Origin of the sequence: Pseudomonas sp. RIT411 (assembly GCF_003057735.2) — a bacterium.
GTDB classification, from domain to species: Bacteria; Pseudomonadota; Gammaproteobacteria; order Pseudomonadales; family Pseudomonadaceae; genus Chryseomonas; species Chryseomonas oryzihabitans.
This window is the reverse complement of record NZ_QBIZ02000007.1, coordinates 15,343-28,853: the sequence shown is the minus strand read 5'-3', so window position 1 is coordinate 28,853 and position 13,511 is coordinate 15,343. Positions and strand designations below refer to the sequence as shown.

Sequence of the window (13,511 nt, the reverse complement as noted above, 5' to 3'; positions counted from 1 at the left end):
AAGCGGCCGTTTTGAAAGGAAAGCTGCAGAGACGCCCTGTTCAAGCGGGCGAGCTGGAGGCCCAGGCGGACGCATCGTGCGGATGCAGACTCTCCAAATGGCGCACCTGGAGGCTCACGTCCCGGTAGCTGTCACGCAGGGCGACCAGCAGGCGGCGGGCGGCGTCCTCGACGAACATCAGGTTTCTGCCATTTAGCGCGGCGAAGGCCTGTTCGTCGGCGCGCTTGACGGCGGTCTGCACCGGCGTGCCCAGGGCCTGTTCGCACTGGTCGATCAGGGGCAGCAAGCCGAAGTCGACTGCCCCGGCCGGCAGGCTGATCCGTACCCGGGCCAGGCTGCGCTGGCTGTGCGGGGTGGCCAGGGAGGCGTGACGGCTCAGCCAGTGGGCGACGGTGGCGGGATCGAGCTGCGTGGTGGTCCCGTGTTCGGCCAGAAAGGCCCGTTCGATCAGTTGCCGGGACAGGGCGGCGGAGCAGGGGCAGGTGGAAGAGTAGAGGATCTCGACGCGCGCGCTGAGCTGGAATACCCCAGCCACCCAACTGGCTTCCAGGCGCACGGGATAGCGTTTCCAGCCGCTCAATTCGGGGGTCATCAGGGCGGGGCGGCGGATCAGCAGGGCGAAATCCAGCCGCAGGCGGGCGGCGCGGGAGTCGCAGCTGCGGTGGCTGGCGACCATGTCATTCAGCAGCAGACGCAGGCGCTCGGGCGTCAGGAGAGCTTCGCCGCCCAGGCGATCCAGCAGTTGATAGAGCCGGGACATATGGATGCCCTTGGCGGTGGCCGCGGGCAGGTCGACCTGAACGTCGGCGCTGGCGGGCAGCAGGCCGTCGAGTTCGCCCTGGCCGAGGCGGATCGGCAGGTCGATGCCCTGCATGCCGACCCAGTCGAGGGCGGCGGGCAGGGTGGCGGTCTCGCTGAGGGAGACATCGGGCAGGATGGCGTTCATGGGCAGGGCTCGCTTCAGTGCGGATCGGTGGCCTGGGGCCAGTCGCTGAAGGGGTTGTGCAGGCGTGTCCAGGCCGCGGGGCCGGCGGCGAGTTCACTGTCGGTCAGCAGGCAGGCATCCAGGCGGGCGCGCAGGGCGGCTTCGTCCATGTCCATGCCGATGAGTACCAGTTCCTGGCGAGCATCGCCGACGGCCTCGTGCCATTTCTCCTTGATGAGGGCGACGGTTTCTTCATCCTCCGGCCACTGCTCGGGCGATACCGCGGCCCACCAGCGCCCGGCCACGCCATGGCGAGCCACGGCGCCGGCCTGGGACCAGGTACCGGCATGGGCGGGATGGCTGGCCAGCCAGAAGTAGCCCTTGGAGCGGATCACGCCAGGCCATTCCCCCTCGACCAGGGCGAAGAAGCGCTCGGGATGGAAGGGGCGGCGGGCGTGATAGACAAAGCTCGAGATGCCGTATTCCTCGGTCTCGGGGGTATGTTCGCCGCGCAGCTCCTGCAGCCAGCCCGGCGCCTGGGCGGCTTTATCGAAATCGAAGAGTCCGGTCTGCAGCACCCGCTCCAGCGGTACGGCGCCAAAGCTCGCCAGTTCCAGCCGCGCACTGGGGTTGAGGCTGCGCAGGATGGCCAGCAGCCGATCGCGTTCCGCCGGTTCGATGAGGTCCAGCTTGTTCACCACCAGGACGTCACAGAATTCGATCTGCTCGATCAGCAGGTCGACCACGGTGCGCTCGTCTTCCTCGCCGAGGGATTCGCCACGGGATTCCAGCAGATCGCTGGAGGCGTAGTCGCGCAGGAAGTTGAAGGCATCCACCACGGTGACCAGAGTGTCGAGCTGGGCGACGTCGCCCAGGCAGCGCCCGTCTTCGCCGGCGAAGGTGAAGGTTTCGGCCACGGGCAGGGGCTCGGAGATCCCGGTGGATTCGATGACCAGCTGATCGAAGCGGCCCTCGCGGGCGAGGCGTTCGACTTCCAGTAGCAGGTCTTCGCGCAGGGTGCAGCAGATGCAGCCGTTGCTCATCTCCACCAGCTTTTCCTCGGTGCGCGACAACTCGGCGCCGCCGTCGCGGACCAGGGCGGCGTCGATGTTGACCTCGGACATGTCGTTGACGATGACCGCCACCCGCCGGCCTTCGCGGTTGTTGAGAATATGGTTGAGCAGGGTGGTCTTGCCGGCGCCGAGAAAGCCGGACAGCACGGTGACAGGGAGTTTCTGGCTGGGGAGGCTGGCTAGGGTCGTCATGGTCATCACGGCTAGGGTAGGTCGTAGGGCGGGCGCGTCCCTGTAGGGGATGCTCCAGAACTTTATAACACGTTATAACATAACATTTAGTGCAGGTTAAAGACGGACCTGTTCCCTGCCCGGCGTCTTCTTCAGCTAACCGGGTGGGTGACTCGAGCCGCCCGCCATTGATCGAGGAGGACTGCCCTCGGTCACAGGCGCCAACTAGACGTGCTGACCGCCGTTGATATGGATCTCGGCACCGTTGATGTAGCAGGAGCGTTCGCTGCAGAGGAAGTAGATGGTCTCGGCCACTTCGTCGGGGGTACCCAGGCGCTTGAGCGGGACCTCGGCTTCCACCAGGCCATCGGTACCGGGCGAGAGGATGGAAGTGGCGATCTCGCCCGGTGCTATGGCGTTGGCGCGGATGCCACGGGGACCGAATTCATGGGCCAGTTCCCGGGTCAGCGCGGCCAGGCCTGCCTTGGAGGCGGCATAGGCCACTCCGGCGAAGGGATGCACCCGCGAACCGGCGATGGAGGTGACGTTGACGATGCTGCCTCGAGCGGCTTCAAGCTCCGGCAGCAGGGCGCGGGCCAGCAGGGCGGTGGAGACCAGATTGACGTTGAGGACGTGGGTCCAGGTCTCGGCATCCGACGCGGCTACCCCGAGGCGACCGCCATCCGGCCCCTTGGGCGAGATGCCGGCATTGTTGACCAGGGCATCCAGCTTGCCGCTGGGCAGGCGCTCGCGGACCGTGGCGACCAGGCGATCGATCTGGGTGAGGTCGGCGAGATCGGCCTGGATGTGCGCGTCGCGGGCTTCCGGCCAGGCGCATTCTTCGGAGAACGGGTGGCGGGAGACGGTGAGCAGACGCCAGCCCAGGCTGCGGAACAGCTTGACCGTGGCGTGACCGATTCCGCGACTGGCGCCGGTGAGCAGCATGGTGCGCTGGGTCATGGGCTACCCCGGCAGGCAGCGGGGCGGACGAGGGGCGACAGGACGGGCATGGTGGGTGACTCCGGCGTCTGGCAGGCCGGTTCACTATGCCCAAGCAGGACAGGTGGGGCAATCGATGGACCTGTCCTCACCGGCGGACCGATGAGGACAGGGTGCCTTCAGGCTTCTTCGAGGGCGCGCGGGCGGGCACTGCGCTGCTCGGCGGTGGGTTCTTCGGCGGGCTGCAATTCGAAGTCGAAGTCGATTTCGGCGAACTGGCTGCCGTCGAGGCCACGGGCGCGGGCGGCGTTGGCGTCGTCGTGGAAGTGGATGTCGGCGATGAGTTCGTCGCGGGTGGCGTAGGCGAAGTCATCGTGCAGGTACTGGTCGCCGGCCAGGTTGATCTGGGTGGTCAGGTGGCGATGGCCGGGAGCGGAGATGAAAAAGTGGATGTGCGCCGGGCGCTGGCCATGGCGGCCGAGGCCGTCGAGCAGGCGCTGGGTGGGGCCGTCCGGCGGGCAACCATAGCCGGAGGGCACGATGCTGCGGAACGCGTAGCGGCCCTCGGCGTCGGTGCGGATGCGTCGGCGCAGGTTGAATTCGGACTGCGCCGGATCGAAGTAGGAATAGGTGCCGCCGGTGTTGGCGTGCCAGACGTCCACCAGGGCGCCGGCCAGCGGGCGACCCTCGGTGTCGCGCACCTGGCCGGTCATGAACAGCGGCACGCCGGCGTCCTGGCCATCATCGAGCCGGGCTTCGCCTTCGCACAGAGGGGCACCGGCCACATAGAGCGGGCCTTCGATGGTGCGCGGGGTGCCACCGGTGCGGCCGGCCTGTTCGTCCTGGGCATCCAGCAGCAGATCCAGATAGTGCTCCAGGCCGAGGCCGGCGACCAGCAGTCCGGCTTCCTGGCGCGCGCCCAGGTCGTTGAAGTAGCTCACCGCCTGCCAGAATTCCTCGGGCGTCACCTCCAGGTCCTCGATCATGCGGATGCTGTCGGTGAGGATACGGTGCACGATGGTCTTGAGGCGCGGATTGCCGGCGTCCTGCTCGAAGCCGCTGGCGACTTCAAAGAACTTCTGCACATCGGCGGTCTGGGAAAGGGCTAGGGTCATGGAGCGATCCTCGGTGTTGTTGTTATGGGTGGCCAATCAGCGGTCGTCGGTGTGGATGGAGGAGGGGTGCCGGCACAGGGCGGTGACCTCGATCTCCATATAGGGGTAGAGCGGCAGTTGCAGCAGAGTATCGTGCAGCGCCTGGGTATCGGCCACGTCGAAGATGCTGACGTTGGCGTAGAGCCCGGCGATCCGCCAGAGGTGGCGCCAGGTGCCCTGGCGCTGCAGCTCCTGGGCCAGTTCCTTTTCCGCCTGCTTGAGTCGCGTGGCGTCGGCGGCGGGCAGATCGTGGGGCAGTTTGACGGTCATGCGGACCATGAACAGCATGGTGAATCCTCCACGGGGCGTGATCAGGCGGTGGCGACGGCGAGGCTGCTGCGATCGCGACGGAAATGGGCGAGGCGGTCTTCGTCGAGGCTGACGCCGAGGCCGGGACCCTGGGGTAGCAGCAGCTGGAAGTCGCGATAGGTCGGCGGCTCGACGAGGATGTCCTCGGTGAGCAGCAGTGGACCGAACAACTCGCTGTGCCAGTCCAGCCGCTCCAGGGTGGCGAAGGCATGGGCCGAGGCCAGGGTGCCGATGCTGCCTTCGAGCATGGTGCCGCCATAGAGGCCGATGCCGGCCGCCTGCGCCAGGTGGGCGACCTTGAGCACCGCCCGCGGACCGCCGGTCTTGGCGATCTTGAGCGCGAATACCGGGGCGGCACCGGCACGGGCCAGGGCGAAGGCGTCGGGGAGGCTCTCGATGGCTTCGTCGGCCATCACCGGCGCCGGACTGCGGGCGCTGACCCGCGCCAGGGCCTGGACGTCATGGCGCGGCACCGGCTGTTCGATCAACTCCACCCCGGCGTCGGCCAGGGCCTGGCAGGCGCGCAAGGCCACGCCTTCGCTCCAGGCCTGGTTGACGTCGACCCGCACGCTGGCGCGATCGCCCAGGGCGCGCTTGATGGCTACCACGTGGGCGATGTCCCGGGCCGGTTCGGCCGCGCCGATCTTGAGTTTGAAATGGCGATGGCGGCGCAGCTCGAGCATGCGTTCGGCTTCGGCGACGTCCTTGGCGGTGTCGCCGCTGGCCAGGGTCCAGGCCACCTCCAGCCCCTGTTGCACCCGGCCGCCGAGCAGTTCGGCGAGGCCCAGGCCGCGACGCTGGCCCTGGGCGTCGAGCAGAGCGGTCTCCAGGGCCGACTTGGCGAAGGTATTGGCGCGCACGCTGCGCTCGACCCGTTGCATCACGGCATTGAGGTTGTCAGCGTCCTGGCCGATCACCAGGGGCGCCAGATAGGTATCGAGGTTGGTCTTGATGCTTTCCGGGCTCTCCCCGGCGTAGGCCAGGCCGCCGATGGTAGTGGCTTCGCCGAGGCCCTGGCTGCCGTCGCTGCAGGTCAGGCGCAACAGCACCAGGGTCTGCCGCTGCAGGGTATGCATGGCCAGCTTGTGCGGGCGGATGGTGGGCAGGTCGACGAGGCAGGTGTCCAGGCGTTCGATGCTGATCATGGGCCAAATCCATCAGGGGCGGTCGTTGCCGCGCGTTCTTGTAGGGACGGCTTTCAGCTTGCGAGTTGCCTCCCCGGCAGTCCAATATCCGTTGCGTGTTCTACGATACCCTGGAGGTATGATGGAGCTGCGGCATCTGAGGTATTTCCTGGCCTTGGCGGAGACCCTCAACTTCACCCGCGCGGCCGAACGCCTGCACATGGCCCAGCCGCCGCTCAGCCGGCAGATCCAGCAACTGGAAGAAGAGCTGGGGGTGAGCCTGCTGGAGCGCGGCCGGCCCTTGCGCCTCACCGAGGCCGGGCGCTATTTCCAGGAACACGGCAGTCGCTTGCTGGCGCAGCTGGACGAGGTACGCGACGGCACCCGGCGGGTGGCCGAGGGGCGCAAGCGCTGGCTGGGCATCGGATTCGCGCCGTCCACCCTCTATGGCGCCCTGCCGGAACTGATCCGCCGACTGCGCACCGATGCCGGGCTGGAGCTGGGGCTGTCCGAGCTGATCACCCTGCAGCAGGTGGAGGCGCTCAAGAGCGGACGCATCGACATCGGTTTCGGTCGCATCCGCATCGAGGATGCCGCGGTGGTACAGGAGGTGTTGCACGAGGACCCGCTGGTGGCGGTGCTGCCGGCCGGGCATCCGCTGCTGGGCGCGCCGGTGAGTCTGGCACGCCTGGCGCAAGAGCCCTTCGTGCTCTATCCCTCCGCGCCGCGACCCAGTTACGCCGACCATGTGCTGGCGCTGTTCGCCCGCGAAGGATTGAACATCCGCGTGGCGCAGTGGGCCAACGAATTGCAGACGGCCATCGGCCTGGTGGCGGCCGGACTGGGGATCACCCTGGTGCCGGCCTCGGTGCGCCGGCTGCACCGCGACGACATCGACTACGTCTCCCTGAGCGATACCCAGGCGGTCTCGCCCATCGTCATCAGCTACCGGGCCGGCGATCGTTCGCCGCTGCTGGCGCATTGTCTGGCGCTGGTGCAGGAGACCGCTGCGCAACAGGCCTGAAGCCCCGGCCAGCCGTGGCCTGGGCGGGATTCGCCCGACGCCCGGGTGGCGGCCGCCGCGTAATTAGCTGCGCCAAGGGGATGGTCGCGGCAGTCTGCGGACAGCCCCGCAGCGGGAACCACGCCGAAGATGATTCCAGACCTGAGCAACCTGGAGTCTCTTGCGATGACCGGATCCTATATCCACGTACCTGCGCCGTCCGGCGCCTTCGACGCCTACTTCGTGCCCTCCATCGACGGTCGCGGTCCGGGCATCGTCCTGTGCCAGGAGATCTTCGGCGTCAACGCCGCCATGCGCGCCGTGGCCGACCAACTGGGCGAGGAGGGTTACAGCGTGCTGGTGCCCGATCTCTACTGGCGTCAGGCGCCGCGCATCGAATTGGGCTACACCCCGGAGGATTTCGAAAAGGCCTACGGCCACCACCAGGCCTTCGACGAGAACCTGGGGGTGGTGGACATCGGCGCCGCCCTCGACCATCTGCGCAGTCGTCCCGAGGTGAGCGACGCCGGCCTGGGTGTGGTGGGTTACTGCCTGGGCGGCAAGCTGGCCTACCTGGCGGCCTGTCGACTGCCCCAGGTGGCCTGCGCCGTCGGCTACTACGGCGTCGGTATCGAGAAGGCCCTGGGGGAATTGGAAGGACTGCGCGGCCGGCTGGTCCTGCACTTCGCCGAAGCCGACCAGTTCTGTCCGGAACCGGCGCGGGAGGCCATCCTCGCCGCCCTGGCCACGGTGCCGGTCACGGAAGGCTATGTCTACCCCGGCGTCGACCATGCCTTCGCCCGGCCGGCTGGCCATCACTACGACAAGCCCGCCGCGCTGCTGGCCCATGAGCGCACCATCGCCGCGCTGCGCCGCACCATCGGCCCGGACTACAACCTCTCGGCGCTGTGGGAAGAACATATCCGCCACGAATTCGATACCCGCGACGTGCCGGCGACCATGGCCACCATGGTGCCCGAGCCCTACGTCAACCATATCCCGACCATGACAGGCGGGGTCGGCTATCGCGAACTGGCGCGTTTCTATCGCTACCACTTCGTGCACGGCAACCCCAGGGACATGAAGCTCACGCCGCTCTCGCGCACCGTGGGCGCCTCGCAGATCGTCGACGAGTTCATCATGAGCTTCACCCATGACGAGCCCATCGACTGGATGCTGCCCGGCGTGGCGCCCACCGGTCGCTACGTCGAGATCCCCATGCTGGGGGTGGTGAAGTTCCGCGGGCCCAAGCTCTACCACGAGCACATCTATTGGGATCAGGCCAGCGTGCTGGTGCAGATCGGCCTGCTCGACCCCGAGGGCCTGCCGGTGGTCGGTGTGGAGACCGCGCACAAGCTGCTCGACGAGACGCTGCCATCCAACACCCTGATGCCGAGCTGGACTTCCAGCGCCGGCAAGTCCATCGAGGAGTGAGGCCATGAGTCTGCATTCCCTCGACGGCAAGACGGTGGTCATCAGCGGCAGCGCCACCCTGATCGGCCAGGCGGTGGCCGAGACGCTGGTCGCGGCAGGCGCCCGGGTTGCCCTGCTGGACATCGACCCGAATGGCGCGGCCGGTGCCGAGGTGCTCGGCGATGCGGCCTTCTTCCAGACCGTGGACCTGACCGATGACGCAGCCTTGGCGCTCGCGGTAGCCGCCATCCGCGAACGCTTCGGCGCGGTGGCTGGCCTGGCCAACCTGGCCTGTACCTATCTCGACGATGGCCTGGAGTCGCCGCGCGCTGACTGGCTCAAGGCGCTGGACGTGAACCTGGTGTCGGCGGTGATGCTGGCCAAGGCACTGCACGCGGATCTCAAGGCGCGGCGCGGGGCCGTGGTCAACTTCACCTCCATCTCCGCTGGCTGCGCCCAGACCGGGCGCTGGCTCTACCCGGTATCCAAGGCGGCGCTCAAGCAGCTGACCCGCAGCATGGCGCTGGATCTGGCGCCGGACGGCATTCGCGTCAACTCGGTGTCGCCGGGCTGGACCTGGTCGCGGGTGATCGCCGAGGTCAGCGGTGGTAATCGCGCTCACGCCGACCGCGTCGCCGCCGACTTCCATCTGCTCGGCCGCCTCGGCGAGCCGGCGGAAGTGGCCCAGGTGGTCGCCTTCCTGTTGTCGCCGGCGGCGAGTTTCGTCACCGGCGCCGACTATGCCGTGGACGGTGGTTATTCGGTCATGGGACCGGAGCGCAACCAGCCGGCCATTCCACGCCTCGCCGAACGGGAGTGATGCCATGCACAACCCCTTCTGGCGCCTGTTCAACGGCTTCACCCCCACCCGCAACTCGACTCCCCGGAGAACCTCCATGCGCCGTATCGCCATCGTCGGGGCCGGCCAGGCCGGCCTGCAACTGGGCCTGGGCCTGCTCGCCCAGGGCTATCATGTCACCCTCACCACCAACCGCACCGGCGAGCAGGTGCGCGCGGGCAAGGTGATGTCCAGCCAGTGCATGTTCAACACCTCGTTGCAGACCGAGCGCGACCTGGGGCTGAATTTCTGGGAAGAGCAGTGCCCGGCGGTGGAGGGCATCGGCCTGGCCGTCCCCGATCCTGCCCATCCCGAGCGCCCGGCCTTTCAGTGGAGCGCGCGCCTGGAGCGCTATGCCCAGGCGGTGGACCAGCGCCTGAAGATGCCGGCCTGGATGGACGAGTTCGAGCGGCGCGGCGGCGAACTGGTGATCCAGGACGTCGGCCTGCCCGAACTGGAAACCCTGGCCGCCAGCCATGACCTGACCCTGCTCGCCGCCGGTAAGGGCGAGATCGTCAACCTGTTCGCCCGTGACACCGAGCGTACCGTCTTCCAGCAGCCCCAGCGTGCCCTGGCGCTGACCTATGTGAAGGGCATGCAGCCCATGTCGCCCTATTCGCGGGTGGCCTTCAACCTTATCCCCGGTGTGGGCGAATACTTCGTCTTCCCGGCCCTGACCCTGAACGGACCCTGCGAGATCATGGTGTTCGAAGGCGTGCCCGGCGGCCCCCTGGACTGCTGGCAGGACGTCACCTCGCCGGAGCAGCACCTGGAGCGTAGCCTGGAGATCGTCCGCCGCTTCGCGCCCTGGGAGGCCGAGCGCTGCCAGAACCTGGAGCTCACCGATGCCGGCGGCGTGCTGGCCGGGCGCTTCACGCCCATGGTGCGCAAGCCGGTGCTGCGCCTGCCTTCGGGCCGGCCGGTGTTCGGCATGGCCGACGCCCTGGTGGTCAACGATCCCATCACCGGCCAGGGCTCCAACAATGCCGCCAAGTGCAGCAAGGTCTATCTGGAGGCCATCCTCGCCCAGGGCGATGCCGCCTTCACCCCGGATTGGATGCACCAGACCTTCGAGCGCTACTGGGACTACGCCGGCCAGGTAGTGAAATGGACCAACAGCCTGCTGACCCCGCCGCCGCCGCACATCCTCGATCTGCTCGGCGCCGCCAGCCAGTCCCACGCCATCGCCTCGCGCATCGTCAACGCCTTCGACGATCCCCGCCGTTTCGCCCCCTGGTGGTTCGAAGCGGAGGCCTGCCAGGGCTTCCTGCGTGAACACCTGGACCAGGCTGCCTAAGGAGCCCACCATGACGATAGACGCGCTGGATCTCATCGCCGCCGACCCGGCCAACCCGCGGGCGCTGCGCAACCTGCTAGGGCAATTCGCCACCGGCGTCACGGTGATCACCACCCGCGGCCGTGACGGGCGCAAGGTAGGGATGACCGCCAATTCCTTCTCCTCGGTGTCCCTGGAGCCGCCGCTGGTGCTCTGGAGCCTGGCCCGCCAGGCGCCGAGCCTGGCGGACTTCCTCGCCGCCAGCCACTTCGCCATCCACGTGCTGGGCAGCGACCAGCACCAGCTTTCCGGCCACTTCGCGCGGCCGGCGGAGGACAAGTTCGCCGGCATCGCTCACGTAGAGGGCACCGCCGGGGTACCGCTGCTGGAGGAGGCGGTGGCCACCCTGATCTGCCGCAACCACGTCCAGTACGAGGGTGGCGACCACCTGATCTTCCTTGGCGAGATCGAGCACTACCGACACAGCGGCGGAGAACCGCTGGTCTTCCACGCCGGCCAGTACCGGGTCGCCAGCGCGCATCCGGCGCTGAGCGCCTGAGCCTCGGCAGCGCCCGTCGATGCCACTCGATCGGCGGGCGCTGCCCTTTCGAATCTGCCTTTCGCGAGCACGAACAGCCGTATTCAAGGAGCCTTGCATGACCCGGATTCGCTATCTTTCCCTCGCCGGTGCCCTGGTCGCCGGAACCACCCAGGCCTATGACCTGCCGGTGGTCAACCTCGGCCTCACCAGCTTTCTCGACGGCGGCTTGCCCGCCGGTAACGGCTGGTACCTGCAACAGTATTTCCAGAACTACAGCAGCGATCGCCTGGTGGACCGCAACGGCGACAAGCTAGGCCTGCCCAAGACCGAGCTGGACTACCAGGTCTCGGTGACCCAACTCAGCTACGTGTCGGACCTGCGTCTGGGCAACGGCAACCTGGGTCTGAACATGTTGCTGCCGGTGGTGACGCGGATGAAGGTCGACGATGGCTTGAATAACGCGGCCCTCAAGGACCAGGGCGGCATGGGCGACCTGCTGGTGGGGCCGTTCATCCAGTTCGATCCGGTGATGGGGCCGAACGGGCCGCGCTTCGTCCAGCGCGTCGAATTGCAGGTGAATATCCCCACCGGTGAATACGACCGCGACAAGGACATTAATCCAGGCAACCACGCCTGGTCGTTCAATCCCTACTGGGCGGGCACCTACTGGTTCACCCCCAACTGGACCGCCTCGGTGCGTGCCCACTACCTCTACAACTTCAAGAACGACAAGCCGAACTACGCCTTCGGCGATGTCTCCGACATCCAGGCCGGGCAGGCGCTGCATGCCAACTTCGCCACCGAATACGCCGTCACCCCGCAACTGCGCCTGGGCCTCAACGGCTACTGGCTCAAGCAGATCACCGATACCCAGATCGACGGCCACGACGTCTCCGGTCGGCGCGAACAGGTCTGGGCCATCGGCCCGGGCGGCATGTACAGCTTTTCCAAGAACGACCACCTGGTGGCCAACGCCTACTTCGAGCAGGACGCGAAGAACCGTCCCGAAGGCAGCCGGGTGCAGGTGCGCTACATCCACCACTTCTGACCGGACGGAGTTCAGCTCCCTTCGTCCACTTTCAAGCCTGCCGGGGATGGCAGGCTTTTTTTTTGCACGGCGTTTGGGCGGTAAGCTCAACCAAGGGCGTGTCCAGGTGGTTCAGATATAGCGGCAGACGATGCGGGGTGGCGCCGGAGGTTATGGTCCTATTGGTCTTGGACGGTTGCGCCGTCTCATTCCAACCTCCGGCTCATTGAGGCTATAGCGTTCCGCCGTTGCGACCGCTTCTACGGCATCACTCACCTCTGTAGACGTCGATAACCGTAGCGTGGAAAACGGCGCAGCCTTTTCCACTGGAATCCGTCGCGATGCGTGCCCTCACCCCAACCTTCTCCCGAGGGGAGAGGGGGCTATCGGAGCAGGTGTTCGTCTTTCAAGGTTTTAGCAAGATCCAGATCAATCTGAAGCCCTCACCTTGGTAACAGCTTTCTCAGAACTGCCATGGGTCGCGGCCAGTCGGGTGAGCGCAACGAAGCCCAACAGAGAGGGTTCGCCGGGCGATCCGGGCCAAGCAGTGGAACCAGATAGAGGCTGCAGGAAGATTCGTGCCTGTTGGGTTTCGACGGCAAGGCTGTCTCCGCCCAACCTTCAAAAGCAATAAGCCCGGCAGACGAGCTGTCGGGCTTTTTGGATAGCGCGGTGCGGGGTCACCGCGAAGACGCACTCTGCAAAAACTTCTCGCTGTACAGACGCGTCTCCTCGCCCAACCCCTGCTGGTCGAGCCAGGTCTTGACCGCCTCGACCATGGGCGGCGGGCCGCAGAGATAGAGGTCGCAGGCCTGGTCGGTGAGGAAGCGCCGGTCGAAGTGCTCGGGGATATAGCCGCTGAGGCCCTGCCACGCCGGACCCGGCTGGCTGACCACGGGCTGGTAGTCGAAGTCGGCGATGCGCGCGCGGTAGGCCTCCAGCCGGGCGCCCTCGCAGAGATCCTGCTCCTGGGTGACGCCATAGAACAGCCGCACCGGCTGGCCGCAGCCGCCTTTCTCGGCCATCTCGTCGAGCATGCCGAGGAAGGCCGACAGGCCCGTGCCGCCCGCCACCAGCACCAGCGGCCGCTCCACCTGGCGGAGATAGAAGCTGCCCAGGGGTGCCTCCAGTTCCAGGTTGAGGCCCGGCTGGCAGCGTTCGCGCAGGAAGTTGCTCATCACCCCATCCGGCAGCAGGCGGATGAGGAATTGCAGCTGGTTCTGCGCATTGGGCCGGTTGGCGAAGGAGTAGGCGCGCCAGTCATCGGTGCCGGGGATACGCAGCCGGGCGTACTGGCCGGGTAGGAATTGCAGCTGCCGGGGGGCAGAACTGGCGTCCAGATGCAGGATGGCGGTGGTGGCCGAGACCAGCTCCACCGAGATCACCTGGGCACTGATGCGCTCGGGCTCTTCGGCATGGCAGAGGCTGGAGTCGTGGTCGAAATAGAAGGCGGCGTCGGACGTCACCCGGGTCTGGCAGGCGAGCATCTTGCGTTGCGCCAGGTCACGCTCGGAAAGGGCTTCCTCGTCGACGTAATCCTGGCTGTAGGCGCCGGCTTCGCAGCGCCCCTGGCAGGTGCCGCAGACGCCTTCGCGGCAGTCCAGCGGCAGGCTGATGCCCTGGCGCAGGGCTGCGTCCAGCAGCAGTTCGTTGGGCTTCACCGCGATGAACAGCGTCTTGCCGTCGGCGAAGCTCAGAGCGACGTTGTGGCTCATGGC

13 protein-coding genes are annotated in these 13,511 nt (G+C 67.1%); 6 read left to right on the top strand and 7 right to left on the bottom strand.

Annotated elements, in window-relative coordinates; translation table 11 throughout:
• Positions 1-40: 40 nt before the first annotated feature.
• From folE2 to DBY63_RS11855, 6 genes are all read right to left on the bottom strand, one after another.
• Complete coding sequence (folE2, locus tag DBY63_RS11880; RefSeq protein ID WP_108582170.1) at positions 41-946, bottom strand: GTP cyclohydrolase FolE2; 906 nt, start codon at positions 944-946, stop codon at positions 41-43.
• A 14-nt stretch (positions 947-960) separates the two neighbouring features.
• Positions 961-2,196, bottom strand: a complete 1,236-nt coding sequence (zigA, locus tag DBY63_RS11875; protein ID WP_108582171.1) for a zinc metallochaperone GTPase ZigA — start codon at positions 2,194-2,196, stop codon at positions 961-963.
• A gap of 198 nt (positions 2,197-2,394) precedes the next feature.
• Positions 2,395-3,129, bottom strand: coding sequence for an SDR family oxidoreductase (locus DBY63_RS11870; RefSeq protein ID WP_027597807.1), 735 nt, complete (start codon positions 3,127-3,129; stop codon positions 2,395-2,397).
• A 158-nt stretch (positions 3,130-3,287) separates the two neighbouring features.
• A complete protein-coding gene (catA, locus tag DBY63_RS11865; protein ID WP_108582194.1) occupies positions 3,288-4,223 on the bottom strand; it encodes a catechol 1,2-dioxygenase in 936 nt (311 codons plus the stop codon).
• Between the two features lie 36 nt (positions 4,224-4,259).
• Positions 4,260-4,550 carry a muconolactone Delta-isomerase gene (gene catC / locus DBY63_RS11860; RefSeq protein WP_027597809.1) on the bottom strand — a complete coding sequence of 97 codons (291 nt, stop codon included), beginning with the start codon at positions 4,548-4,550 and terminating at the stop codon, positions 4,260-4,262.
• Between the two features lie 23 nt (positions 4,551-4,573).
• Entirely contained in the window at positions 4,574-5,716 is a 1,143-nt protein-coding gene (locus DBY63_RS11855; RefSeq protein WP_108582172.1) for a muconate cycloisomerase family protein, read from the bottom strand.
• A 121-nt stretch (positions 5,717-5,837) separates the two neighbouring features.
• Here DBY63_RS11855 and DBY63_RS11850 point away from each other — a divergent pair, with 121 nt between their 5' ends.
• The 6 genes from DBY63_RS11850 (at position 5,838) to DBY63_RS11825 (ending at position 11,814) form a co-directional block, all read left to right on the top strand.
• Positions 5,838-6,719 carry a LysR family transcriptional regulator gene (locus DBY63_RS11850; RefSeq protein WP_108582173.1) on the top strand — a complete coding sequence of 294 codons (882 nt, stop codon included), beginning with the start codon at positions 5,838-5,840 and terminating at the stop codon, positions 6,717-6,719.
• A gap of 165 nt (positions 6,720-6,884) precedes the next feature.
• Positions 6,885-8,132 carry a dienelactone hydrolase family protein gene (locus tag DBY63_RS11845; RefSeq protein WP_108582174.1) on the top strand — a complete coding sequence of 416 codons (1,248 nt, stop codon included), beginning with the start codon at positions 6,885-6,887 and terminating at the stop codon, positions 8,130-8,132.
• Between the two features lie 4 nt (positions 8,133-8,136).
• Positions 8,137-8,931 carry an SDR family oxidoreductase gene (locus DBY63_RS11840; RefSeq protein WP_108582175.1) on the top strand — a complete coding sequence of 265 codons (795 nt, stop codon included), beginning with the start codon at positions 8,137-8,139 and terminating at the stop codon, positions 8,929-8,931.
• Positions 8,932-9,007: 76 nt separating this feature from the next.
• Positions 9,008-10,246, top strand: a complete 1,239-nt coding sequence (locus DBY63_RS11835) for a styrene monooxygenase/indole monooxygenase family protein (RefSeq protein WP_108582195.1) — start codon at positions 9,008-9,010, stop codon at positions 10,244-10,246.
• 10 nt (positions 10,247-10,256) lie between these two features.
• Positions 10,257-10,784: a flavin reductase family protein gene (locus tag DBY63_RS11830; protein ID WP_108582176.1), complete on the top strand. Its 528-nt coding sequence runs from the start codon at positions 10,257-10,259 to the stop codon at positions 10,782-10,784.
• Positions 10,785-10,881: 97 nt separating this feature from the next.
• On the top strand, positions 10,882-11,814 hold the full coding sequence (locus tag DBY63_RS11825) for a transporter (protein WP_108582177.1): 933 nt from the start codon (positions 10,882-10,884) through the stop codon (positions 11,812-11,814).
• Positions 11,815-12,473: 659 nt separating this feature from the next.
• Here the strand turns inward: DBY63_RS11825 and antC are convergent.
• Positions 12,474-13,508 carry an anthranilate 1,2-dioxygenase electron transfer component AntC gene (antC, locus tag DBY63_RS11820; RefSeq protein WP_027597817.1) on the bottom strand — a complete coding sequence of 345 codons (1,035 nt, stop codon included), beginning with the start codon at positions 13,506-13,508 and terminating at the stop codon, positions 12,474-12,476.
• Positions 13,509-13,511: the final 3 nt, after the last annotated feature.